General features: G+C 60.2%; 25 protein-coding genes. 11 read left to right on the top strand and 14 right to left on the bottom strand.

All coding sequences use genetic code 11. The features are described 5' to 3' along the window. Positions 1-172: 172 nt before the first annotated feature. Positions 173-1060: a protease HtpX gene (gene htpX / locus HU722_RS09595; protein WP_034102803.1), complete on the bottom strand. Its 888-nt coding sequence runs from the start codon at positions 1058-1060 to the stop codon at positions 173-175. A gap of 304 nt (positions 1061-1364) precedes the next feature. Continuing rightward, on the bottom strand, positions 1365-2576 hold the full coding sequence (locus HU722_RS09600; RefSeq protein WP_065872721.1) for a pyridoxal phosphate-dependent aminotransferase: 1212 nt from the start codon (positions 2574-2576) through the stop codon (positions 1365-1367). A gap of 201 nt (positions 2577-2777) precedes the next feature. Between HU722_RS09600 and msrB the strand changes: the two genes are divergently transcribed. The 3 genes from msrB (at position 2778) to HU722_RS09615 (ending at position 4278) form a co-directional block, all read left to right on the top strand. Continuing rightward, a complete protein-coding gene (msrB, locus tag HU722_RS09605) occupies positions 2778-3170 on the top strand; it encodes a peptide-methionine (R)-S-oxide reductase MsrB (protein ID WP_049709285.1) in 393 nt (130 codons plus the stop codon). Positions 3171-3316: 146 nt separating this feature from the next. Then, entirely contained in the window at positions 3317-3802 is a 486-nt protein-coding gene (locus HU722_RS09610) for a glutathione peroxidase (protein WP_049709284.1), read from the top strand. Continuing rightward, positions 3799-4278, top strand: coding sequence for a MarR family winged helix-turn-helix transcriptional regulator (locus tag HU722_RS09615; RefSeq protein ID WP_065872720.1), 480 nt, complete (start codon positions 3799-3801; stop codon positions 4276-4278). The genes HU722_RS09610 and HU722_RS09615 overlap by 4 nt, the downstream gene beginning before the upstream one ends. Here HU722_RS09615 and HU722_RS09620 read toward each other — a convergent pair. After that, on the bottom strand, positions 4232-6541 hold the full coding sequence (locus HU722_RS09620) for a hybrid sensor histidine kinase/response regulator (protein WP_065872719.1): 2310 nt from the start codon (positions 6539-6541) through the stop codon (positions 4232-4234). The two genes, HU722_RS09615 and HU722_RS09620, sit on opposite strands and share 47 nt — an antisense overlap. Before the next feature lie 163 nt (positions 6542-6704). Here HU722_RS09620 and HU722_RS09625 point away from each other — a divergent pair, with 163 nt between their 5' ends. Both HU722_RS09625 and HU722_RS09630 read left to right on the top strand, forming a co-directional pair. Then, on the top strand, positions 6705-7595 hold the full coding sequence (locus tag HU722_RS09625) for an ATP-binding protein (protein WP_049709281.1): 891 nt from the start codon (positions 6705-6707) through the stop codon (positions 7593-7595). Beyond that, entirely contained in the window at positions 7592-8074 is a 483-nt protein-coding gene (locus tag HU722_RS09630; RefSeq protein ID WP_065872718.1) for a GAF domain-containing protein, read from the top strand. The genes HU722_RS09625 and HU722_RS09630 overlap by 4 nt, the downstream gene beginning before the upstream one ends. Here the strand turns inward: HU722_RS09630 and HU722_RS09635 are convergent, their stop codons facing one another. The 8 genes from HU722_RS09635 to HU722_RS09670 all read right to left on the bottom strand — a co-directional run bounded on the left by HU722_RS09635 (position 8075) and on the right by HU722_RS09670 (position 16884). Next, positions 8075-11734 (bottom strand): transporter substrate-binding domain-containing protein, encoded by a 3660-nt coding sequence (locus HU722_RS09635; RefSeq protein ID WP_065882427.1) that lies wholly within the window; start codon positions 11732-11734, stop codon positions 8075-8077. A gap of 8 nt (positions 11735-11742) precedes the next feature. After that, on the bottom strand, positions 11743-12369 hold the full coding sequence (locus HU722_RS09640; protein WP_065872716.1) for a response regulator transcription factor: 627 nt from the start codon (positions 12367-12369) through the stop codon (positions 11743-11745). Between the two features lie 249 nt (positions 12370-12618). Further along, positions 12619-13020, bottom strand: coding sequence for a response regulator (locus tag HU722_RS09645; protein WP_065872715.1), 402 nt, complete (start codon positions 13018-13020; stop codon positions 12619-12621). 171 nt (positions 13021-13191) lie between these two features. Next, a complete protein-coding gene (locus tag HU722_RS09650; RefSeq protein ID WP_065872714.1) occupies positions 13192-14523 on the bottom strand; it encodes a deoxyguanosinetriphosphate triphosphohydrolase in 1332 nt (443 codons plus the stop codon). A 71-nt stretch (positions 14524-14594) separates the two neighbouring features. Continuing rightward, the gene (locus tag HU722_RS09655) at positions 14595-15758 is read right to left on the bottom strand and encodes an EAL domain-containing protein (RefSeq protein ID WP_065872713.1); all 1164 of its coding nucleotides are present in this window, start codon (positions 15756-15758) and stop codon (positions 14595-14597) included. A 93-nt stretch (positions 15759-15851) separates the two neighbouring features. Continuing rightward, positions 15852-16187 (bottom strand): hypothetical protein, encoded by a 336-nt coding sequence (locus HU722_RS09660; protein WP_065882429.1) that lies wholly within the window; start codon positions 16185-16187, stop codon positions 15852-15854. After that, positions 16184-16567, bottom strand: coding sequence for a phage holin family protein (locus HU722_RS09665; protein WP_033901397.1), 384 nt, complete (start codon positions 16565-16567; stop codon positions 16184-16186). The genes HU722_RS09660 and HU722_RS09665 overlap by 4 nt, the downstream gene beginning before the upstream one ends. Positions 16568-16569: 2 nt before the next feature. Further along, positions 16570-16884 (bottom strand): ElaB/YgaM/YqjD family protein, encoded by a 315-nt coding sequence (locus HU722_RS09670; RefSeq protein WP_065872711.1) that lies wholly within the window; start codon positions 16882-16884, stop codon positions 16570-16572. A 360-nt stretch (positions 16885-17244) separates the two neighbouring features. Here HU722_RS09670 and HU722_RS09675 point away from each other — a divergent pair, with 360 nt between their 5' ends. Continuing rightward, positions 17245-18453 carry an ammonium transporter gene (locus HU722_RS09675; RefSeq protein WP_065872710.1) on the top strand — a complete coding sequence of 403 codons (1209 nt, stop codon included), beginning with the start codon at positions 17245-17247 and terminating at the stop codon, positions 18451-18453. On the opposite strand, the gene HU722_RS09680 is transcribed toward HU722_RS09675, so the two are convergent. Continuing rightward, the gene (locus tag HU722_RS09680) at positions 18440-20176 is read right to left on the bottom strand and encodes a cation:proton antiporter (protein ID WP_083214604.1); all 1737 of its coding nucleotides are present in this window, start codon (positions 20174-20176) and stop codon (positions 18440-18442) included. The two genes, HU722_RS09675 and HU722_RS09680, sit on opposite strands and share 14 nt — an antisense overlap. 149 nt (positions 20177-20325) lie before the next feature. On the opposite strand from HU722_RS09680, the gene HU722_RS09685 reads away from it, so the two are divergent. The 3 genes from HU722_RS09685 (at position 20326) to HU722_RS09695 (ending at position 21935) form a co-directional block, all read left to right on the top strand. Further along, a complete protein-coding gene (locus HU722_RS09685; RefSeq protein ID WP_065872759.1) occupies positions 20326-20562 on the top strand; it encodes a glutaredoxin family protein in 237 nt (78 codons plus the stop codon). A 74-nt stretch (positions 20563-20636) separates the two neighbouring features. After that, on the top strand, positions 20637-20972 hold the full coding sequence (locus HU722_RS09690) for a transcriptional regulator (protein ID WP_065872709.1): 336 nt from the start codon (positions 20637-20639) through the stop codon (positions 20970-20972). A 72-nt stretch (positions 20973-21044) separates the two neighbouring features. Then, complete coding sequence (locus HU722_RS09695) at positions 21045-21935, top strand: pseudouridine synthase (RefSeq protein ID WP_065889470.1); 891 nt, start codon at positions 21045-21047, stop codon at positions 21933-21935. Positions 21936-21990: 55 nt separating this feature from the next. Here the strand turns inward: HU722_RS09695 and HU722_RS09700 are convergent, their stop codons facing one another. Both HU722_RS09700 and mobA read right to left on the bottom strand, forming a co-directional pair. Beyond that, the gene (locus tag HU722_RS09700; RefSeq protein WP_010211805.1) at positions 21991-22212 is read right to left on the bottom strand and encodes a YgdI/YgdR family lipoprotein; all 222 of its coding nucleotides are present in this window, start codon (positions 22210-22212) and stop codon (positions 21991-21993) included. A gap of 79 nt (positions 22213-22291) precedes the next feature. Next, positions 22292-22894, bottom strand: a complete 603-nt coding sequence (mobA, locus tag HU722_RS09705; protein WP_065872707.1) for a molybdenum cofactor guanylyltransferase MobA — start codon at positions 22892-22894, stop codon at positions 22292-22294. 76 nt (positions 22895-22970) lie between these two features. Here mobA and moaB point away from each other — a divergent pair, with 76 nt between their 5' ends. Then, positions 22971-23510, top strand: coding sequence for a molybdenum cofactor biosynthesis protein B (gene moaB, locus HU722_RS09710; RefSeq protein ID WP_048729884.1), 540 nt, complete (start codon positions 22971-22973; stop codon positions 23508-23510). Beyond that, positions 23494-24720, top strand: coding sequence for a molybdopterin molybdotransferase MoeA (locus HU722_RS09715; protein WP_065909893.1), 1227 nt, complete (start codon positions 23494-23496; stop codon positions 24718-24720). Before moaB ends, HU722_RS09715 begins: the two co-directional genes overlap by 17 nt. The last annotated feature ends 7 nt before the right edge of the window (positions 24721-24727 follow it).

Below are 24727 nucleotides of genomic sequence, written 5' to 3' on the forward strand. Positions count from 1 at the left end.
TCGATATCGGGTTTTTAGGGCCGCTTCGCAGCCCAGCGCGGGGCAAGCCCGCTCACTACAGGATGCTTCTGCGCTTTCAAAAGAGGTGTAGATAGCTATGCCGCGATGGTCAAGGACGTACCCACGAAAAAGGGGCGATCAGATCGCCCCTTTCGGTGTCACTACCGAGCTATCAGCCCCGACGACGCAGTGCGTCGATACGCTCTTCCAGTGGCGGGTGGCTCATGAACAGGCGAGCCATGCCCTGCTTGATGCCACCGTTGATACCAAAGGCCGTCAGGCTGTCCGGCATATGCACCGGCAGGCCCTGTTCGGAGCGCAGGTGTTGCAGCGCTGCAATCATCGCCCCGGTACCGGCCAGGCGGGCACCGGCTTCGTCTGCGCGGAATTCGCGTTTGCGCGAGAACCACATGGTGATCGCGCTGGCCAGGAAGCCCAGCACCACTTCGGCGAAGATGGTTGCCACGAAATAGGCAATACCGCGGCCTTCTTCGTTCTTGAAGATCACCTTGTCGACAAAGTTGCCGATGATCCGCGCGAAGAACATCACGAAGGTGTTCACCACGCCTTGGACCAGCGCCAGGGTGACCATGTCACCGTTGGCCACGTGGCCGATCTCGTGGGCCAGCACCGCCTTTACTTCATCGTACGAGAAGCGTTCCAGCATGCCCTGGCTGACCGCAACGAGTGCGTCGTTCTTGTTCCAGCCGGTGGCAAAGGCGTTGGCTTCATAGGCCGGGAAGATCCCGACCTCGGGCATCTTGATGCCGGCTTCTCGGGACAATTGCTCGACGGTCTGCAGCAACCATTGCTCATGCCGGGTACGTGGCTGGGTGATCACCTGGGTGCTGGTGCTCATTTTCGCCATCCACTTGGAGATGAACAGCGAGAACAGCGAGCCGGCAAAACCAAAGACCGCACAGAAAACCAGCAGCTGATTGAGGTTCAGGTCAACCCCGTTGGCCGCCATGAACCCATTGAAGCCGAAAAGGCTCAGGGTAATGCTGGCAATCAGCACGACCGCAAGGTTAGTGGCCAAGAACAGCAGGATGCGCATCATGGTTGTAGAGTTCTCCTCATGCTTAATATGTCGCGTACTGCGGGGTATATAAGGTGCGGCATGGGGTGATTCAACCGAGCGACTATTTCAAACTGTGTCCTACAGCCTGAATGTAGAGCCTTGAAGGGATTTTCCGACGTAAAAAAGACCCCCTGATCGGTTCACCTATACCTTCCAGCCCAGTAATTATAGGGGGGAGATAGCTTTTGCTGCGCCAGCAAACGGCTGCAACGGAGAAGGGGCAGAGAAGTGTTGCCAGATACTCGCTGTACGACCGATTGTCGATCGTACAGCGCCGTTTCCGTTACTGGCGATAGGACTTGAGGAAGCTACCGATGCGACCAATGGCCATCTCCAGGTCATCCACACGCGGCAATGTGACCACGCGGAAGTGATCCGGCCACGGCCAGTTGAACGCCGTGCCTTGCACCACCAGCAGTTTTTCCGAGAGCAGCAGGTCGAGCACAAACTTCTCGTCGTTGAGAATCGGGCACACCTTCGGGTCGATCCGTGGGAAGGCGTACAGCGCTCCCATGGGTTTCACACAGCTCACGCCCGGGATGGCGTTAAGCAGTTCCCAGGTGCGATTACGCTGTTCCAGAAGGCGACCTTGGGGCAAGACCAGGTCGTTGATGCTCTGGTAGCCGCCCAGCGCGGTCTGGATCGCGTGCTGGCTCGGCACGTTGGCGCACAGGCGCATGTTGGCCAGCATGTCGATACCTTCGATGTAACTTTGCGCGTTGTGCTTGGGGCCGGAGATGGCGATCCAGCCGGAGCGAAACCCCGCCACGCGGTAGGACTTGGACAGGCCGTTGAAGGTCAGGCACAGCAGGTCTGGCGCCAGGGACGCGGTGCAGATGTGCACCGCGTCGTCGTAGAGGATCTTGTCGTAGATCTCGTCGGAGAACACCACCAGGTTGTGCTGGCGCGCCAGTTCGAGCATGCCCAGCAACACCTCCCTGGAATACACGGCGCCGGTCGGGTTGTTCGGGTTGATAATCACCAGGGCCTTGGTGTTCGGGGTGATCTTGGCCTTGATGTCGGCCAGGTCCGGGAACCAGTCGGCGCCTTCGTCACACAGGTAGTGCACCGGGTTGCCACCGGCCAGGGTCACGGCGGCGGTCCACAGCGGGTAGTCCGGCGCCGGCACCAGCACTTCGTCGCCATTGTTGAGCAGGGCCTGCATGGACATCACGATCAGCTCGGACACGCCATTGCCCAGGTAGATGTCTTCGATGCCAACACCTTCGACCTGCTTTTGCTGGTAGTACTGCATCACCGCTTTACGCGCGCTGAACAGGCCTTTGGAGTCGCTGTAGCCCTGGGCGGTGGGCAGGTTGCGGATCACGTCCTGGAGGATCTCGTCCGGCGCTTCGAAACCAAAGGGCGCCGGGTTGCCAATGTTCAGCTTGAGGATGCGATGGCCTTCCTCTTCCAGGCGTTTGGCGTGCTTGAGCACCGGGCCGCGAATGTCATAGCAGACGTTGGCGAGCTTGTTCGATTTGCTGACCTGCATGGCGATGTGATCCTGAAAATGAACGATCCAGACGGTGTGGACACTACCGTACTGTGAATCCCGCGGGGCCGCCCCCATAAATACGTTTGAATGCCGGTAGCGCGGGTGCCAGACTGGCGTTTTGAAGAGGCGCAATCATACGTGCCGCCTGATCTACGGAAAAGACACAGATCAGGCTTTTTCAGTTGCCGAGGTGTACCGATGGAAAAGCTGCAGAAGACCATTGATGAATGGAAAGCCATGCTCGACCCCGAGCAGTACAACGTATGTCGTCTCAAGGGTACCGAGCGACCTTTCAGCGGCAAGTACAACGGCACCAAGACGGACGGTGTGTACCACTGCATCTGCTGCAACGAGCCGCTGTTCGATTCGACCACCAAGTTTGATTCCGGCTGCGGCTGGCCCAGTTTCTACGCGCCGATTGCCGACAGCGCGATGATCGAAATCCGTGACGTCAGCCACGGCATGATCCGCACCGAAGTCACCTGCGCCAAATGCGATGCCCACTTGGGCCATGTATTCCCCGACGGTCCGCCGCCGACTGGCCTACGTTATTGCATCAATTCGGTGTGCCTGGACCTCGTCCCGCGATAAACACATCGTCTGTGGCGAGGGAGCAAGCTCCCTCGCCACAGACGCGGTTATCGTCTGATATCGGCCTATCATTCTGGTCAATTGAATTGAACACAATTGAATTGATCACTATGTTTATTCTTTCTTTCCGTTATCGAGGCACTGCCATGAGCGACAACCTGCTGAGCATCCCTTGCACCACCATCAAAGGTGAGCAAAAGACCTTGGCCGATTTTGCCGGCAAGGCCATCTTGGTGGTCAACACTGCCAGCAAGTGTGGCTTCACCCCGCAGTACAAGGGCCTGGAGCAACTTTGGCAGCAGTACAAGGACCAGGGGCTGGTGGTACTGGGTTTCCCTTGCAACCAGTTCGGCAAGCAGGAACCGGGTAACGAAGGGGCGATCTCCGAGTTCTGCGAGCTGAACTTCGGCGTCAGCTTCCCGCTGTTCAAGAAAATCGACGTGAATGGCAGCGATGCCCACCCGTTGTTCGTGCAACTGAAACAACAGGCCCCGGGCCTGCTTGGGTCCAAAGGCATCAAGTGGAACTTCACCAAGTTCCTCATCGGTCGTGACGGCCAGGTAGTCAAGCGTTTTGCCCCGACCACCAAGCCGCAGGACCTGACTCAAGAGATCGAAGCCCTGCTCAAATGAGCGTATCCCTGGCCCTCGATAACCAGCTGTGTTTCAAGCTCTACGCTGCGTCCAGGGCGGTGACCCGCGCCTATAAGCCGATGCTGGATCAACTGGGCCTGACCTACCCGCAATACTTGGTGATGCTGGTGTTGTGGGAATGGCACGACACAGCCCCCGCGCAACCCACGGTCAAGGCCTTGGGCGAACGCTTGATGCTGGATTCGGGCACGCTGACGCCGTTGCTCAAGCGCCTTGAGCACCTTAAGTGGGTCAAGCGCCAGCGCAGCGCCAAGGATGAGCGAGAAGTGCACCTGAGCCTCAGCGAAAGCGGTGTGCAGTTGCGCGACCAGACCCATGCGCTCAAGACCCGGCTGCTGTGCGACAGCGGCATCGACCTGAACCAGGCCGATGCCTTGCGCGACGGCTTGGACCAGTTGCTGCTGCAGATCAGAGACGTGTCGTCTTCGGCACCCACACGTCCAGCAAAGCGCTGAGTTCCTCGCGCCGAAACGGCTTGGCCAGGTAGTCATTCATGCCCGCAGCCCGGCAACGCTCGCGTTCTTCGGAAAGGGCGTTGGCTGTCAACGCGACGATCGGCAGTTCCGGCCAGCGCCCGCTGCGACGGATCTGCCGGCTGGCTTCGTAACCGTCCATCACCGGCATATTGCAGTCCATCAACACCATGTCGAAGTGTTGTTCTTCAAGAAACTTGAGCGCCTCCCCACCGTGGGCGGCCACGATCACTTCACACCCCAGTTTGCTGAGCATGCCTTTGGCCACCAGTTGGTTGACCGCGTTGTCCTCCACCAGCAGGATGCGCGCCCGGCGTGCCAGGGGCACGGCTTCTATCTGGATGGGATCAAGGATGAGTGGGTGATCGCTGCGCAAGTTACGTTCCAGGATTTGATACAGCGCATTGCGGCTCAGCGGGCGCGCCTGTTGCTGCAACGGCGCCAGTGCCGCGACTTCTTCGCTGGGCATGAAATTGCCATAGGCGGTCACCAGCAGGATCGGCGCGGTGATGGAAGGCCGCAGGCGGAACAGGCATTCGGGGCAGTCGGTGATCAGCAAGTCCGGCGTTTGCCCGCTTAAATCCTCATCACGCGGGTAGCAGCGCGGTGTCAGCCCCCAGTGGGGCAGGAGGGTGGTCAGCAGTTCCGTCAGGCCGCTGCCGGCACTGGTGATGGCGATCACCTCACCCTTGAGCGGCACCTGTTGAACGGCGGGCAAATGGATCGGCAACGGCAGGTCGGCGCAGAACTGGCTGCCGAAGCCGACCTCCGAACTGATGCTCAGTCGGCCTTTCATCGCTTCGCACAGGTTGTGCGTCAACGCCAAGCCGAGACCCGTGCCGCCAAACTGGCGTGTGATACCGGCTCCGGCCTGGGTGAACGGTTGGAAAATCTTTACCTGGGCTTCCTGCGCAATGCCGATGCCGGTATCACAGACCTCGATGCGCACTCGGCCATCCAGCGCGCTGAGGCGCACATCGACCCGGCCGAAGCGCGTGAATTTTAAGGCATTGGACAGCAGGTTACTGACGATTTGCCGCACACGGGTCGGGTCGCCCAGCACCTGGGCGGGAAACTGCGGGTCGATCAGGCAGGTCAGTTCGACACTGGGTGCCGCGTTTTGTGACAGCAGGTTAGCGGTGTCCTCCACCAGCGAGCCGAGGTCGAAGGGGATGTGTTCCAGCTCCAACTGGCCAGCATCGAACTTGGACAGGTCGAGGATATCGTTGAGCAACTCCACCAGCACTTTGCCCGAGTCATGGGCAATAGACAGTTGCTGGCGCTGCTCGGCATTGAGCGGGCTGTCCAGCGACAGCGCGATCATCCCCAACAGGCCGTTGAGCGGGGTGCGAATCTCATGGCTCATGTTGGCCAGGAACGCCGCACGCGCCTGGGCCATGCCCAATGCATGCATCTTCGCCGCTTCCAATTCGTCGTTGGACTGGCTCAGCCGCTGGTTGCTGGCCTTGAGCTCCAAGGTGCGCGCGGAGACGATGTCCTCCAATTGCCCCAGGTATTCGGTCAGTCGGTCTTCCGCGTGGCGGCGTTGCTGGATCTCCGTCTCCATGTTTTCGAACTGTTGGTTGGCAACGTTCACCAGTACGCCGATTTCGTCGTGTTCATGGCCCGGCGGGCAATCCAGGCGTGCCTGCCTGCGGTTGCTCAGCTCGCGAATAATACGCACCAGTGGCTGGGTCAGCATGACGTAGAACAGACCCAGCAGGATGCCGGTCAGCAGCAGGCTGCGGGCAAACCCGTTGAGCAGGGTGATCTCGGCACGGCGCAGGAAGCGGCTGCCAAAGGCATAAGTGTCCACGTCCAGCCGTAGCACGCCGAGGGACTCGTTGGGCATAGGGTTCAGGAACAGCCGATCTTCAAACTGGCGGTTGGCCCCAAACAGAAAATCGCTGAGGGGGCGGTAGGTGCTTTCTTTGCGCGGCCGGTCGACATCGGCCAGTACCACGCCATTATTGTCGATCAACTGGGCATGGATGATGGCGGGGGAGTGCAGCAGGCCCAGGGTCAGTTCCTGGGCCAGTTCGGCATCGATGTTGTAGGCGATGCGTGACGCGGGGTTGTGGCTGATTTCGATCAGCGAGCGAATTTCACGGTTGATGGATGCGTCTTCGCTGGCATAATCAATGCCGATTTGGATCAGGCTGAGCAAGGTTCCCAACACGAAACCGACCAGCACAGTCAATCTGGCTTGTTTATAAGACAAGCGGTGGGCGAACTTGATATCCATTGAGTGTTGAACCACTTTACGTTTCCCTTCGCCCGGCAAGCATAGCTGAACATCCACAGGCTCTGGCTTACCCGGCATGAATCGTTTTTTACGCAGCCTCGTGCGGTCTGCCGCAGGGCTGCCAATACGCCATCTTTTGCAAGAACTTGCCAGAGGAATAATTGTGGATTCTCGATTGAGTGCCTTTCTTGAGCGGGCCGATGCAGTGCTCGCCCGCCTCGAACCCTTATTGCCTGCACCACGCCAAACCATTGATTGGAACCAGTGCCTGGCTGCCCGCTGGCAGCGCGAAGGCCGCAGTGGTTTCCTGTTGCCGTTGGACGTGAGCCTGGACATGCGCCTGTCGGACCTGATCGGTGTCGACAAGCAACGTGAAACACTGGCGCGCAACACCCAACAATTCATCGATGGCCTGCCCGCCAATCATGCGCTGCTATGGGGCTCGCGTGGCACGGGTAAATCGTCGATGGTGCGCGCCTTGCTGGCACAGCACGCCAAGGCCGGTTTGCGCCTGATCGAGATCGAACGCGACCATCTGGCCGACCTGCCGCGTGTGGTCGAGCAACTGCTCAAGCTGCCGCAGCGTTTTATCCTGTTCTGCGACGACCTGTCATTCGAGGCCGGTGAAGGCGATTACCGTGTGCTGAAAAGCGTGCTCGACGGCTCTCTCGAACAGGCCCCGGAGAACGTGCTGCTGTACGCCACTTCCAACCGCCGCCATTTGGTGCCGGAAAACCAGAGCGACAATGACAACTGGAAACGCGTGGATGGTGAATTGCACCCAAGCGAAGCGGTGGAAGACAAGATCGCCTTGTCCGACCGTTTTGGCTTGTGGCTGTCGTTCTACCCGTTTACCCAGGAACACTTCCTGGATGTCGTGGAGCACTGGATCGGCGAACTGGCGAGCAAGGCCGGTTTGCAGTGGCAGCGCGATGAAGCGCTCGACATTCTTGCGGTACGCTGGGCTACCGGACGTGGCAACCGCAACGGTCGTTGCGCGTACCAATTCGCTCGTTACTGGGTCGGCCTCAAATTACTGGAACGTCAACCATGATTGATTTACAAAGCGCCGGTACTGGCCTTGATGGCTATGCCATGCTCTGCGCGCAACTGGAGTCGCTGCTGGCCGATGAGCGAGATTTCATCGCCAACAGTGCGCAGTTTTCTGCCTTCCTGTTCAACCAGCTGGACGATTTGAACTGGGCCGGCTTTTACCTTAACCGTGACGAAGAGCTGGTGCTTGGCCCGTTCCAGGGCCAGATCGCCTGCGTGCGCATACCGTTCGGCCGTGGGGTGTGCGGTGCGGCGGCGGCGACGCGGCAGACCCAGCGGGTGGAGGATGTGCATGCGTTCCCAGGGCATATCGCCTGTGACAGCGCATCGAACAGCGAGCTGGTGGTACCCCTGGTCAAGGACGGCAAATTGATCGGCGTCCTTGACCTCGATAGCCCGTCGTTGGCGCGTTTTACCCCCCAGGACCAGGCGGGCATTGAACGGCTGGCAGCAATTTTCCTGCGCTTGACCAACTGCTGATCACGTAAGGGGCGGCAGCCGCCCCTTGCTGGCATCGAGTGCTTGAAGCTGCATCTGCAGTAACCTCTCCAGTTCCATCATGAGCTTTTCCAAGGATTTCGCACTGGCTTCAATCAACGCCCAGTCATCACCGCGGGCACAGGCTTGTTCAAGGGTTTCGCACTGCCTGGCCAATGGGGTCGCCTGAACAATACGGGCAGCGCCTTTGATTTTGTGAGCTTGCTCGATGATTTCCTGGAGCGGGGCATGTGCACTGATCAGCGCCGTCAGTTCCTGGCGATCATGTCGGCTGCTGCTCAACAGTTCCTCCAGCAAACGCCAGCTCAACTGTGGATCGCCGCCGGTCAGGGCCTCGAAGTTGCCGAGGTCCAGGTACAGGTCGCTGGGTTGAGGGGCGATCTTCGCCAGTTGTCGCTCCAATGCCGTCAGGCTGATCGGTTTGAACAGGCAATCGTTCATACCGGCTTCGGCGCAGCGTTGCTTCTCTTCGGGCTGGGCATTGGCGGTAAAACCCAGTACCACGCACGGTGCGAGTTGCTCACGCTGTTCGTATTCCCGGATCGAGCGACTCAGCTCGTAGCCATTCATGATGGGCATGTTGCAGTCGGCGATGATCAGGTCGAAGCGTTCCTGGCGCCAGGCCTGGAAACCGGTGGCGCCGTTCTGGGCGGCGGTGAACTGGTGTCCCAGGTAACCCAGTTGCTGGCACATCAGCAAGCGGTTGGCGGGATGATCGTCCACCACCAGCACATTGAGCACTGGCGCGGTCGCAGGGGCTTCGGGTTTCGGTTCGACCGTTGCCTGTTCCGGCTGCAGGCGCGTCATGTTCAAGCTGACATGCACCTGAGTGCCCACCATAGGCACGCTGCTCAGGCTCAGTTGCCCGCCCATCATTGCGCACAGGCTGCGGCAGATCACCAGCCCCAGGCCGGCACCGCTCCTGGCGAGCTGCCCGGAATTGTCGGCCTGGGCAAAGGGTTCGAACAGGCGTAACTGGTCATCCCGGCTGATACCTATCCCGGTGTCCTCGACCACCAGTTTCATCTCGACTTGCTGCGCCAGCTCGGTGGGCAATACCTCAACCTTGATTTTGACCTCGCCGCGCTCGGTGAACTTGATCGCGTTGCTGACGAGGTTGGACAGCACCTGCTTGAACCGCAGCGGGTCGATCAACACATCGGTGTCATCCAGGTTGGGCTTGAACTCAAGGGACAGGCTGAGGGTTTTCTGGCGGGCCAGGCCGTCGAACACACGCACCACCGACTCGATCACCTCTCGCAGGTTGACGCGTTCCGGCGCCAGGCTCAGGCGCCCGGATTCGATGCGCGCGATGTCGAGGATATCGCCGATCAGCTCCAGCAGGTCCTTGGCCGAGTTGTACGCCACTTCGATGGCCGGGCGATCAAGATGGCCCTGGTCGGCACGCTTGAGGGTCAGTTCGAGCATGCCAATCACCGCGTTCATCGGTGTGCGGATTTCATGGCTCATGGTGGCGAGGAACGTGCTCTTGGCCCGGTTGGCTTCGTCGGCGCGTTCTTTGGCGGCGCGGATTTCGTCGAACAGTTGGCGTCGCTCGCTGATGTCAATCCAGCCACCAATGATGCCCTGCACCTCTGCGGTAGAGTCGCGGTATGGCAGGATCCAGTGGTAGATCGTCAGTTTTTTTCCGTGGATATGCAGGGTGCGATCAAGGATCAGCGGGTTGCCTTCGGCCATCACCCGCTGGTAATCGGCGTGATATTGAACCGCGTCGGTTTCAAGGGCCTCACTCATCTGGATGGCGCTTTTGCCGATCACATCCTCGCGTTTGACGTCGAATACCTGCAGGTAGCTGTCATTGCAGGTCTGCAGCAAGCCTTTACGATCACGCACGTAGATCGGATGCGGGGTTTCATTGACCAGCGCACGCATGAACTCGAACTGGTCACTGAGCGCGCGCTCGGCCATCTTGCGGTGTTTGATCTGGCGACGCATATAGGCGTTCCAGCCCAGGGAGACCAACAGCAAAAGGCCCGTACCAATGATGATGCGTGCGATCAGTTGATGATAGTTGCGCCAGTAGCTATCGGAGGCGGAGGTGTAGCCTCGCCAGCGACTGTTGATCACCCCCAGTTCATCCGGGGCGATGCTCAGCAAGGCCTTGTCGAGAATCGAGCTGAGTTCGGTGGCACTGCGTGCGGTTGCCAGGGCAAACGTGGCGGGAAAGGTGCCGATACTGGTGCTGATCTGAAGTTTGTCCTGGAACATCTGGGACGACAGGAAGTAGTTGGCGACTACCAGTGAGTTCACTGCGCCTTCGACATGCCCTTGGGCCAGCATTTCCGAGGCCTTGAACGTGTCGCTGGCGTTGACCAGATGCACCTCTGGGAAGTCGCGGCGCAGGACGGTTTCCAGCGGGTTACCCGGCGTAATTGCCAGGCGCTTGCCGGCCATCTGCTCCAGGTTCAAGGGCGCATCGGGCTCTTTCCGGGTCAGCAGCACATAGGAATTTTCCAGGTAAGGTCGGCTGAAATTCAGCTGCGCTTCCCGTTCAACGCTGGGCACGATTGCGCCGATGATGTCGACTTTGCCGGCGTCCACCTGTTCGATCATCGCATTCACGTCACGCCCGCGCTCAATGTCGAAACGCAGCCCGGTGCGCAGGCGAACCAACTCCAGCAGATCGGCGGTAATGCCACGAAAATTGCCGTCGGTATCGAAGAACGTCAGGGGGGCGAAGGTTTCGTTCACCGCCACCTTCACCACCGGGTGGTCCTTCAGCCAACGCTCCTCACGTTGAGTCAGTTGTAGCTTCTCGTCGGTCAGCAGGATGTCGCTGCCGGCGCTCCAGCGCTTGGCGATCGCGTCCCGTTCAGCGGTAGGCACGGCCGTCATTACCGCATCGACGATACTCAAGAGGGTGCGCTGCTGCTGGGGCATGGCAAAGCTGAACCCATAGGCCTCGTGCTTGCCGAAATTGGCCATGCGGATGTTCTTCAGGTAGCCCTTGTTGATCATGTAATGGGTGGAAATGGTATCGCCGAGAAACACGTCCGCCTGGTCGAATGCCACCGCATTCAAGGCATTTTGATAAGAGGGATAGACGCGGATGCGCGCCTCGGGGTAAAGCTTTTCCACCTCGCCCAGTGGCAGGTAGTGGTAGACCAGAGCCAGGCGCATCCCGGCCAGGCCATCCTTCAGGCTGCGGGTCTCACCTTCGCGGGTGACCAGTACCGGCTGGTCCACTGCATAGGGTTCGGACAGCGTGAGATTCGGGTTTGCCGCCTCAAAGCCGTTGGACGAGCCCAGCAGGTCGATATCCCCCGCTTCAAGGGCGCGGATCGCGGCCTCTCGGGATGGGTAGCGCAACACTTTCACCGGCAGTGCCAGTGCCTTGGACAGCAGGCCGGCGTAATCAGCGGTGAGTCCCTCGTAGTCGCGGCCGCTGGACGTGAGGTCAAAGGGCGGATAATCAGGGGACGCAGTGCCCAGCACCAACTCCCGCTTGTTTTGCAGCCATTGGCGTTGGGCCTTGTTGAGGTGGGTTTCCAGTTGAACCGAGCCTGCACGGCTCAACAAGGTGAAATGTTCCGGGCTCGCTGGGTGGTTCGCGAGCACGACCGTGCTGAAGCACAAGCCGGCACTCAATGTAATCAGATAGTCCTTTATACGCCTGGGCATCCGCTTTCTCACACTAGCGCGTTTCGTTTTGCCATCTCGATAAGTTCTACCAAGGATTTGGCTTGAAGTTTTTGCATCAGCCGCTTTTTATAAGTGCTTACTGTTTTATTACTCAGAAACATACCTTTGGCGATTTCCTTGTTGGTGCGGCCTTGTGCAAAAAGTTGCAATACCATTAGTTCGCGGTCGTTGACGGTCTTGAATAATTCGAGTTCCTGAGATTCCACACCGTCTACACCATTGCTGTTCAGTGCCTGGCTCGGGAAATAGTTGTAGCCGGACAACACCGCGCGAATGGCGCTCAGCAACTCACTCAAATCGCCTTCCTTGCACACGTAGCCATCGGCGCCCGAGCGCATGCAGCGTGTGGCGAAGAGGGTGGGGGACTGGGCTGTCAGGATCAGGGTCTTCATTGACGTGTTCATCGCGTTGAAGCGGCAGAGCACTTCCAGCCCATCCAGCTTGGGAATGCTGATGTCCAGGATAATCAGGTCAGGCAGGCATTCGCGGACCATTTGTATGGCGTCGCAGCCGTTATCCGTTTCGCCCACCACTTTGTACCCTTCGTGCTCCAGTAACATTCGGATGGCAAGTCGTATAACAGGGTGGTCATCGATAATAAAAACTGAGTTCATGATCACATTCCATGCAAGTGCAAATAAAGCGGGCACATTAGCTTAGAAGAGGAGGGAGGAGCATGAGTCGAGGGGGAAGTAGATATAAAACAGGAAAAGTCCTACATGAGAAAAGGTAAATGCCTACCGGCTGCTAAGGCGTTGTGAAGCGATATGTCAGTGCTGTGGCAGTGAGTGAACTAAATGCTGCTGTCATGGATTTAACGGGTGCGGCGCCGACGTTTTTCGTCAGTCCATGATGTTTAATTCCTACATTTGTAACTTAAGTAAAGGGCACAGCAAGTGCGCAAGTTCATTCTTGTTCAGTGGCTTTGATAAGTAACCGAGTAGTGGCAGGCCACGATCTGCCGCTTGGGATATCAGGCTGGCGAGTTCCGCCACGGGCAATCCGCTCAGCAGGATGGCGGTCGTGGTAAAGCGTCGGCGGCTGGCGATATCAATCAGTTCGAGTCCGGGCAGGTCAGGCAAGCATTGGTCACAGAGGATGATGTCGAAAGGCTCCTCGGCCCGTGACATCAAACAGATTGCCTGCTCGGCGTTTTCGGCTGGCGTCAGCCGGGCGAAGCCGAAGCTTCTGAGCAGGCACTGGGTGGCGAGAAGTTGAAAAGGATGATCCTCCACCAGCAGGATACGAAGTGGGTAGTTGGGCATTGGGGGCCACGCGGTGAGTCAAGCGTCGATGGGGGCGCGTAGGAACAGATCGCCAGGGTCGCCGGGAGCGTGCGTGATTATTCATCGGGTGGTTGTGCGAATTCGATCAGGCCGCTCTGTTCCCTTTGTAGGCAGATTCCTTTCAGGAAACAGGCGACGTGATCGTGCTCGTTATTGAGGGCTGGAGCGTCCGGTCATTTCCCGCGCCATCTCGGTGGCATAGCTGTCGGTCATGCCCGCGATAAAGTCGATCATGCGTAGGAACGACGCGTGTAACGGCCACTCGGGGTTCGGCGCGTTGTTGCCAAGCAAGTCGAGAATGCGCCGGTTCTTGAACGACGGCGTGCGCCCGCCATGTTGCTCAAGCGCGGCACCGCAGAAGGCGTTCAGGAGAATCTCGAGGGTGGTGTAGGCGCCGATCTCATGCAGGGTCTTGCGCTTGTCCTGAAAGATTTTCTTGCGCGCCATGTCTTTGGCATCCAGGACGCAGCGTTTGGCCGGGCCGTGCATATGCTCCACCAGATCCCCGGGCAGGGTGCCGGCCAACAAAGCGTCTTGCTGTTCCACGAAGGCCCGTGCCGCCGCGTTGGTCAAATGCTCGATGGCCTTGCCACGCAGGATCGCCAACTTGCGTCGACGGGAGTCCTGGGCGCCGAGTTGGCGATAGGTCTGTGGCAGGTCATCGCCCACCAGGTCCAGCAGCAGCGACTCGACTTCGGTGTACTCCAGCAACTCCATTTCCAGACCGTCTTCCAAGTCGATCAAGGCGTAGCAAATGTCGTCTGCCGCCTCCATCAGATACACCAGCGGATGCCGGGCCCAGCGCTGATCCTCGAGTTGCGGCAGGCCGAGCTTGTGGGCGATCTGCTCGAGGATCGGCAGCTCGCTCTGGTAGCAGCCGAACTTGTGTTTCTTGTACCCCAGCGAGTCCGCGTGCCGGGCGGTCCAGGGGTATTTCAGGTACGTGCCCAGGGTTGCGTAGGTCAGCCGCGTACCGCCGTCGAACTGGTGGTATTCCAGTTGGGTGAGCACACGAAAGCCCTGCGCGTTGCCTTCGAAGTTGAGGAAGTCATTGCGTTCGGCGCTGCTCATGTCGTCCAGCCAGCCGCGCCCTGCAGCCTGCTGGAACCAGTGGCGGATGGCGTCTTCGCCGGAATGCCCGAATGGCGGGTTGCCGATGTCGTGGGCCAGGCAGGCCGATTGCACCACCATGCCCAGGTCGCTCGGGTCGCACCAGTCGGGCAGGGCGCTGCGCAAGGTCTCGCCGACGCGCATGCCGAGGGAGCGGCCCACACAGCTCACTTCCAGGGAGTGGGTCAGGCGTGTATGGATGTGGTCGTTGCTGGAGACCGGGTGTACCTGGGTCTTGCGGCCCAGGCGGCGAAATGCGCCGGAGAAGATAATACGGTCGTGGTCTTTGTGAAACGGGCTACGCCCCAGTTCTTCCGGGCTGTGCAGCGGTTTGCCAAGACGTTCGCGAGTCAGCAGGGTGGGCCAATCCAAGGCGGGTACTCTCCGTACGGTGAATGACCCTCCCAGCTTCCCGGTTCAGCGCGACCTGGGCAAGCGAAAATCTACAGCCCGGCTGCGTCGATATCGATTAACAGCAAACGCTGACCGTTATCGAAGAATTGTCCGGCCGTGAGGCAATACTGATTGGTGGTCGCGTCGCGGTAGGTCGAAGACAGGGTCAGGCGCCGCTCCTCCCACCCCTCGGCCAGCAGGTGATAGAAGTACGGGCGCCACGACCAGTTATGGCCCAGGTAGCGACTGTCGGCCTGCCAGGCGTCCTGGCGCCATTCGAAGTTGGGGGTCAGCTGCGTGCCATGCCGGTCGCACTGGTAGAAGCGCAGCAGCCAGGGAAAGGCCGGCAGTTGCGGCAACTCGCTCAACGGCGCCTGGGCCTGCGCCCAGGTTTGCAGGATGTTCATCAGCTCGGCCAATTGCTGGCGCAATTGCATGATGCGCCCACGCTCTGCGAGCTTTTGTTGGACATACGCGGTGCGCAACTGGGCGAAACGCGAGACGAAGGCGTCGGCGGCGAACCAGTCCAGCTGCGCCTGGGCAAACAGATAGCCCTGCACATAGCGCGAACCACACTCCAGGGCGAAGCTTAACTGCGCCTCGGTTTCCACGCCTTCGGCGATGATCCAGCACCCGGTCTTCTCCGCCATTTGCGCCAATGCCCTGACCACTTCGCTGCTCGGCCCGCCGCGGGCGGCGGCCTGGAACAGGCGCATGTCCAGCTTGAGAATATCCGGCTGCAATGCCAGCACCCGGTCGAGCTGCGAATAGCCAGCGCCAAAGTCATCGATGGCGATTCGCGCGCCGGCCTCGCGATAACGCACCACCACGTCGGCCAGGCGCTGGATGTCGCCGCCCAGTTCGGTGATCTCGAACACGATGCGTCGTGGGTCGACGCCATGGCTGTGGATCTGCTTCAGGCTCGGCAAGGCTTGGCCCGGGCGCAGGCGATTGATCCAGCGCGGCGAGATGTTCAAGCTCAGGAACCAATCTTCGGGGGCTTCGTGCAAGCGGCTCAGTGCGTTGTCACGGATCTGCCGGTCGAGACGGCGCAAGGTCACGCCCGGCGTGCGTGGGTCGGCGAACAGCGGGCCCACGGACTGCAAGCGGCCGTCAGCCTGGCGCAGACGGCCCAGGGCCTCAACGCCGGCGATGCGGCCGGTGGCGGTGTCGATAAATGGCTGGAAGCAGGCGAGCGGTTGCCCGTCGATCACGGGGCCTCCTTAAGCGAGGTGGCGAAAAAAAGGCCCGGCCCTCGAAAACGAGGGTCGGGCCGATTCTGTTAGCAAGAATGCAGCCAGCCAGGCTCAACCTTTGCGCGATGAACCCTGCATGGCCAGTTTGATCAGCGGGATCAAGCCGGCGCCCAGGCGCACCATGCGCGTCAGGCTGCCGATACCGCCGCCCTTGGCGCCCTTACCGGTAAAGAAGCCCATCAGCGTCACAGCGGCCACGCCCCACAGCGGCGCGTGCTTGATGCCCAGGCCGTCCTGAAAGTTCTGGCCCAGGTTGCGCACCTTGTTCAAGGGCGACATCAATTGCTGGGATTCGTGTCGAATCTCCTGGCGGTGCATTTCCATGCGCAGGCGAATCAACGCCTTGCGCATTTCCCGCCGTGAGGTGTTTGTCGGTAGTTGAGTCATGGCAGCAGGCGCTCCCGGTCATTGGCCAGCTCTTCGAGGGTGGCGTGGAACGGCGTGGACTCATCGAACACCGCCGCTTTCAAGCGTACCCCGCAGAACGCTGCGGCCAGCGTGTAGAACACGCAGAGGCAGATGATCCCGGTCAGGCGGTAGCCGGTGTCCCACACCAGGATCATCACCAAGGTCGACAGCCCCACCAGCAACAGCAGCGCAAACACCAGCGCCAGGCCGGCAAACAGCAGCAGGCTGACGGTGCGGGCCTTCTGTTCCTGCAATTCAATGCCAAACAATTCGACGTGGCTGTGCAGCAAGCCCAACACGGCCGCGCCCAAACGTCTTGAGGTAGTGCCCGTGGACGAGCCAGTTTCGCCGATAGACATGATTAGCGCCTTGTGGCCAACAGGCCGATCAGAAAGCCCACGCCGGCGGCAATGCCCACCGACTGCCAAGGGTTGGCCTGCACGTAATCTTCAGTGGCGGTGACCGCCGCCTGGCCACGTTCGCGCAGGGACTCTTCGGTCTGTTTCAGGGTTTCGCGGGCCTGCAGCAGCGTGTCATGAATCTTCGCGCGCAGCTCATCGGCCTGGTCACCGGCAAGCACCTTGGTGTCATCCAGCAACCGTTCGGTGTCAGTCACCAAGGTTTGAAAATCCGCCATCAATATTTCTTGAGCAGTCTTTGCAGTTCTTCTGGCCATGGTTATCTCCGTGATTGGCTGATCGGTACGTCGGTTCGATACGTAGTGGTTTCGAGTCACCGGCATCGGTGAAGGTTCAGTGCAATTGTCTGGTACAGCTTTTGCTTTGCCTTGGTGCGCAGGCCCCGGGGCTTGCGCTGAATCCGGGCGGCTTTAGGCAATGCCTTGAAAAACCTTACCCTAAATAACTGAAACCCGCGGAAAAACCCTTTCGGCAACGGCCTGTTGTGTTGATCGCTGCGCTAAAGCGGTTCACATCCTCTGTAGAGGGGTGGGGCCGGCGGTGCCAATTTAGTGCGCGCAACCCTGGCTTGAACCGCTTTGGTGCTTTTTGCCTTTATTACAGGCCTGCCAACCTCCATGGAAAATCTGCAAAGTGCAGTGGACACCCTCGTCCATAGTTCCAATACCCTGTTTATCCTGATCGGTGCGGTCATGGTGCTGGCCATGCACGCCGGCTTCGCGTTCCTGGAAGTGGGCACCGTGCGCCAGAAAAACCAGGTCAACGCCTTGTCGAAGATCCTCAGCGACTTCGCCATTTCCACGCTGGCCTATTTCTTTATAGGCTATTGGATCTCCTACGGTGTGAGCTTCATGCAACCGGCCGCTGTGATCAGTGCCGATCATGGTTATGGGTTGGTGAAGTTCTTTTTCCTGCTGACCTTCGCGGCGGCGATCCCGGCGATTATTTCCGGCGGTATCGCCGAGCGTGCGCGGTTTGCTCCGCAGCTCTGCGCAACGGCGTTGATTGTGGCGTTTATCTACCCGTTTTTCGAAGGCATGGTGTGGAACGGCAATTTCGGCCTGCAGGCCTGGCTGCTCGCGACCTTTGGCGCCAGCTTCCACGACTTCGCCGGTTCCGTGGTGGTGCACGCCATGGGCGGCTGGCTGGCGCTGGCGGCGGTGTTGTTGCTGGGCCCGCGCAATGGGCGCTACCGCGACGGGCGCCTGGTAGCGTTTGCACCGTCGAGCATTCCGTTCCTGGCGTTGGGCTCGTGGATTTTGATCGTCGGTTGGTTTGGCTTCAACGTGATGAGCGCGCAAACCCTCAACGGCGTCAGTGGCCTGGTGGCAGTCAATTCGCTGATGGCCATGGTCGGCGGCACGGTTGCGGCCCTGGTCATCGGTCGCAATGACCCAGGCTTCCTGCATAACGGTCCATTGGCCGGGCTGGTGGCGATCTGCGCGGGCTCCGACCTGATGCACCCGGTGGGCGCGCTGGTCACGGGGGCAGTCGCCGGTGGTGTGTTCGTGTGGTTCTTCATCGCGGCCCAGGATCGCTGGAAGATCGATGACGTACTGGGTGTGTGGCCGTTGCACGGCCTGTGCGGGGTGTGGGGCGGCATCGCTTGTGGCATTTTCGGCCAGACCGCCCTCGGTGGGCTGGGGGGTGTCAGCCTGATCAGCCAGTTGATCGGCACCGCCCTCGGTGTGCTGGTGGCGCTGGCCGGCGGCCTGTTGGTGTACGGCGTGATCAAGCGCGTGACCGGGCTGCGCCTGAGCCAGGAAGAGGAGTACTACGGCGCGGACCTGTCGATCCACAAGATCGGCGCGGTCAGTCAGGATTGATCGGCGCCTCTTCTGCGTTGTTCGGGTGCGAGTAAAAACCGTGCAGCAGGTGATAGCGGTTCTGCCGCACTTCATCGACACGCGCCTGTACCTGTTGGTCCGGCAGGCCTAGCAGGATCAAGGCATGGGAGGCGAGCATCAGGCTCGACTCCAACAGCTCGGGCACCACTTCATTGGCGCCCGCGGCTTTCAGTTCGGCCAGTTGGCTGTCATCGCGGGTGCGCACCAGAATCGGCACTTCGGGGTTGATCCGGCGCGCTTCTTTCAACACCACCAAGGCAACGTCGCTGTTGTCCACCGCAATCACCACCAACCGTGCACGCTCCAGGCCGACTGCACTGAGCAGGGCACCACGCCGGCAATCGCCGTAATGCACGCTGCTGTCTTCGGTGGTGGCTTCCTGGACCCGTTCCGGGTCGTCATCCAGGGCGATAAACGCCTGTTGCTCATTGCGTAGGAAACGTCCGATGGATTGGCCTACGCGTCCATACCCGCAAATCACTGCGTGCCCGCGCAACTCGGCGTTCAGCGCGGTGATTTCTTCCAACTGCACTTGCTGGTTGGGCTTGCGGTGCAGGCGCAGGGCAATGCGTGGTGCGGCGCGCAACAGCAGCGGCGTCAGCAACATCGAACAGAACGTGGCAGCGAGCAGCAGGCCGTTGAATTCATCCGGGATCAGACGGCTTTGCTGCATCTGCGCCATCAACGCAAAACAGAACTCGCCACCCTGGGCCAGGGCCAGGCCACTGCGCCAGGCGGTTTCACTGTCGCTGCCACGCAGCTTGACCAGCGCGGCGACCACACAGCCTTTGGCCACCATCAATGCCAGGGTCATGCCGAGGATCAGCAGGCTATGGCTGACGAACAGTTGCAGGTCGATGAGCATGCCGATGCTGACGAAAAACAGCCCCAGCAAGATGTCGCGAAACGGGCGGATATCCGCCTCGATCTGATGGCGGTAGTGGCTTTCCCCTAACAACATGCCGGCGAGGAACGCACCCAGCGCAGGGGAGAGCCCAAGCAGGTGGGTGAGCCAGGCGGTCAGCAACACAATCACCAGCGCCAGCAGCACAAACAGCTCTGCCGAATGGGAGGCGGCGACCTCGCGGAACAAACGCGGCAACAGCCAACGGCTGGCGAGCAGCAGGCCGACAAACAAGAACACGGTTTTGCCGAGTGTCAGCGGCAGCGCCAGGTACCAGGCTTGCTCACCGGTGCCGGCAAACACCGGCACCAGGGTCAGCAGCAACACCGCCACTACGTCCTGAAACAGCAACACGCCAATCGCGTTCTGGCCGTGGCTGCTGAAGATTTCACCAAGGCTGGTCAGCTCCTTGCTGACAATCGCCGTGGATGACAACGCCAGCCCTGCCCCCAGCAACAGGGCGATGCCCGGCGCCACACCAAAGGCCATCAATAATCCGCCCAGCAGTACTGCGCACCCCAGCACCTGCAAACTGCCCAGGCCAAACACCACACGGCGCAAGGCGAGCATCCTGGTCAGGGAAAATTCCAGGCCCAGGGAGAACAGCAGAAACACCACACCGAGTTCGGCGAGGTCGGGCAGGTCCTCGCTGTCATTCACCCAGTCCAGCGCGGTGGGCCCCACGGCCAGGCCGACGCACAGGTAGCCCAGCACGGGCGGCAATCGCAACCGGCGAAACAGCGCAATCACCACCAGGGATGAGGCCAAAATGATCAGCAGGTTGGCAAACACATGCATCTCCGTTGCTAGGGGGCAGGCAAAAAGCCGCGAGAATCGCCGAATCAGTTATACGCCATGGTGACCTGGGTCAGGGTTTTAGTGAGGGTGGGCGAGAGGCCGTAACCGGGCTTAGAATGGTGGCCTGTTTTCTGACCAGGTCCATTGCCATGCTTCCTGAATGCCAGTTATTCGGCTCCCTGGGTTGCCATCTTTGTGAAATCGCCGAAGCCGAAATCATGCCGCTCGTCGAACACGGGTTGCTGGTGGAACTGGTGGATATCACCGACCCCGAAGACCTGACCGAAGCCTACGGCCTGCGGATCCCGGTGCTTCGCCGGGTAGACACCGGGGCGGAACTGGATTGGCCATTCGACACACAACAGGTTGTCGCCTTCCTTCGCTGAGTTTTATGCGATGGCAGGTTTCCGATTATTACGTTACTGTATGTTTGTACAGCGATTGAATAGAGGGAACGCCCGTGGTGAATGTTGAACAACTGAAAAGCAGCGTCAATCGCATGTCCGCCGATGTCGTGCGCGACGCGGTGAACGAGCTGCGCCTTGACGGCCTGGTCACGGAAGGCAAGACGCCGTTTAATAAAGTGCATTTCAATACTTGCTTCGCCGAGATCGAGGCGCTGTTCCAGCGCGCCGGTTATCACAAGCAGCTGGATGTGGTGGGTTACCAGGGCTTGTTGTACGCGTTGTACGACCCAGGCCGCTGGGAAGCGGTGGACGTGCTGCGCTGGCTCAAGGAATTCACCGACGCCGCCAGTGCCTCGAAGGTTCTGCGGGCCGCGTTGGCCAAGGCCTGAGATTCGCCCTAGGCTCAATCCCGCGCAATGCGGGATAATGCCTGCCGGTTTTTCCAAGGCTTGAGCATCTGCATGTCCACTTCTGTTTTTATCGCCTCCGAGCATCAAGCCAGTACGTTGTACTTGCCACCGGGCCCTTGGGCGACGGTGCTGGATTGCCTGTGCGAACACTTCCCGGCGATCAGCCGTGAACATTGGCTGGACCGCATCGCCCGCAGCCGCGTATTGGATATCAACGGCAGCCCGATCAGCCAGGACCTGGCCTACAAGGAAGGGCTGTGCATCTATTACTTCCGCGAAGTGCCCAACGAGAAAATCATCCCCGTACAGGAAACCATCCTGTACGCCGACGAGCACCTGGTGGTGGCAGACAAACCCCATTTCCTGCCCGTGACCCCGGCCGGTGAATATGTCGAGCAAACCCTGCTGCGGCGCCTGATTCGCCGCCTCGACAATCCATCGCTGGTGCCCTTGCATCGCATCGATCGGCATACGGCGGGGTTGGTGCTGTTCTCGGCCAACCCGGCCAGCCGCTCCGCGTATCAACAACTGTTTCCCACGCGCAAGATCGATAAATTCTACGAGGCCATCGCACCGGCCTTGCCTGAACTGGCGTTCCCCAGAGTGCATAAAAGCCGCCTGGTCGATGGCGAGCCGTTCTTTCGTATGCAGGAGGGGTCTGGCGCCGCCAACACTGAAACGGCTGTGGAAGTGCGCGAAAAGAATGGCGATCTATGGCGCTACGGCCTGTTTCCCGTGACTGGCAAGAAGCACCAGCTGCGCGTGCATATGACGGCACTTGGCGCGAGTATCTGTAACGACCCGTTCTACCCGGATGTGATCAAGGACGCGGTGGACGACTACGCCAACCCGCTCAAGCTGCTGGCCCAGGGCGTGCGTTTTATCGACCCGGTCACCGGCGTTGAGCGCAGCTTCCGCAGCGAGATCACCCTGGACTGGTAACCCCTCGGAAACGACAAGGCCCGCGCGAGGCGGGCCTTGTGGCAAACGCTAAGACTTACAGGTCTTTAACGGTGCGAACCTGATCTTTGTTGATGCGGGTGCGCTTGCCGTCAAGTTGTTCGAATTCGTAGAAACCCGAATCTTCATTGTATTTCGGGGTGTCGACGGCCTGGATTTCGCGACCGTCATTCAGGGTGATCACTGTCGGCGAGGCGCAACCGGCGAGGGTGGCGAGGCCCAGTGCAAGCATGAGAGCGGCGATGGTCCGTTGAGTCATGAGTTTGTCTCCGAGAGAATACTTTTTAATTGCTGACCTTGTGACGCGTGCGGCGCCGACAAAGTTCCTGATGCGAGGTTCATTCTGACATGCCCGACAGCGTCTGTAACAGCTCGGGCGTATTAAGGTTGGCCAGTCGCGGGTCATCCGCCGGGCACTCCAGTCCCACGCCACCCAGTTGCAGGAAGATCTTGCGTGGGCTGCGTTCACCCGCACGCCATGCCTGTTCTACCTCAGTTTGCAGGTGGGTAGGGATGATGCAGATCAAGGGTTCCCAGAATTCACCATGGCGCACCATCACTGGCAGTAGCGGGTTGCGCTGCGCTGTCTGCCGCAGGTCGGCGAGCAATCGGGCGTCGATATGCGGTACATCGCACGGCAATATCAGCAGGTGCGCGTGGCGCGCGGCGGCGAGTCCCGCACGGATACCGGCGAGCGGGCCGGGAAAGTCCGGGCTGTCGTCATTCACCAGTTGGTCGGCATAGACGGCGTACTGTTGCGGGTTGCGGTTGCACGAGATGATCAGGTCATCCGTGAGCGGTCGCACCAGGCTCTGTAGATGCGCGATCAAGGGCTGGCCACGCCAATCCAACAGGCCTTTGTCCTGGCCGCCCATGCGCTGCCCGCGCCCACCGGATAGCAGCAGGATCGAACACGGCAGGGGGGATGAGTCGATAGGCATGGCGGTTCCGCAGCGGCAGCAAAAGGGGGGCCTGTGATATAACATCGGGCTGTTCCTTCGACAACCGGACCGTGCCATGAACGCCAAGGCAGATGCGCCCTTCGTACCCCTGAATATCGCTGTATTGACCGTCAGTGACACCCGCACCCTGGACACCGACACCTCGGGCCAGGTCTTCGTCGACCGTCTCACCGCCGCTGGCCATACCCTGGCCGAGCGCGTGCTGCTCAAGGACGACCTTTACAAAATCCGCGCCCAAGTCGCCCACTGGATCGCCGAAGACGTGGTGCAAGTGGTGTTGATCACCGGCGGCACCGGCTTCACCGGCCGTGACAGCACGCCTGAGGCCGTCAGTTGCCTGCTCGATAAACAGGTCGACGGTTTTGGCGAGCTGTTCCGCCAGATATCCGTGGCTGATATCGGCACCTCTACCGTGCAGTCTCGCGCATTGGCAGGCTTGGCCAATGGCACCCTGGTGTGCTGCCTGCCGGGTTCCACCAATGCGGTGCGTACCGGCTGGGATGGCATCCTCGCCGAGCAGTTGGACAACCGTCATCGCCCGTGCAACTTCGTACCGCACCTGAAGCAGGCCGAGCCTTGTGAATCCCGTGGGTAAGCCTGGCAAGACCGGCGCCCTGATGCCGGTGGAAGAGGCCTTGCAAAAACTGCTGGCGATGGCCGAAGCCGCGCCGATCCGCGAGCAGGAAACGCTGCCCCTGGCTGACTGCGATGGCCGTGTATTGGCCCAGGACCTGATCTCTACGCTCGACCTGCCGCCTTGGCCGAACAGCGCCATGGACGGTTACGCCGTGCGCTTGGCGGACTGGACCGGTGAACCGTTGGCAGTGAGCCAGCGCATCTTCGCAGGTCAGTCGCCACAGCCCCTGGCCACCGGCACCTGCGCGCGGATCTTCACCGGCGCGCCGGTTCCCGAAGGTGCTGACTGTGTGGAAATGCAAGAAAACGCTGTGGTTCACGCCGACGAGCGCGTGAGCTTCACCGAAGCCCTGCACATCGATCAGAACATCCGCCCCCAAGGCCAGGAAACCACCGTAGGCGAGCTTGTGTTAACGGCCGGCACGCGCCTGGGCCCGATTGAGCTGGGCCTGGCCGCTTCCCTTGGCCGTGATTGCCTGGCAGTAGTACGCCGACCGCGTGTGGCGGTGTTGTCCACCGGCGATGAATTGATCGAGCCGGGCTTGCCGCTCGGGCCGGGGCAGATCTACAACAGCAACCGTGGCGTGCTCTGCTCATGGCTGGCGCGCATGGGTTGCGAAGTGATCGACGCCGGCATCCTGCCCGATGACTTGGACCGGACCCGCACTCGCCTGGCCGATCTGGGCAATGTCGACCTGATCCTGTCGACCGGCGGTGTGTCGGTAGGCGAGGCGGACTTCCTCGGCATTGCCCTGCGTGAAGAGGGTGAGCTGGCGCTGTGGAAACTGGCGATCAAGCCAGGCAAGCCGCTGACCTTCGGCCACTTCCGAGGCGTGCCGGTGATCGGCCTGCCGGGCAATCCGGCCTCGACGCTGGTGACGTTTGCGCTGCTAGCGCGCCCTTATTTGTTGCGCCGTCAAGGCGTGCAAGATGTCGAGCCGCTGCGCTTTGAAGTGCCGGTGGGGTTCGTGTGGCCCAAACCGGGCAATCGTCGCGAATACCTGCGCGGGCGTATCGAGCAGGGCCAGGCGATCATCTATCGCAACCAGAGTTCCGGCGTGCTGCGCAGTGCGGCGTGGGCGCAAGGGTTTGTGGAGGTGTTGGAAGGCACGACATTGACGATTGGCGACCGGGTCAACTTCATTCCTTTGAGTGAAGTAATGGGCTGACGCGCAG

This window comes from Pseudomonas tritici (assembly GCF_014268275.3).
GTDB lineage: Bacteria > Pseudomonadota > Gammaproteobacteria > Pseudomonadales > Pseudomonadaceae > Aquipseudomonas > Aquipseudomonas tritici.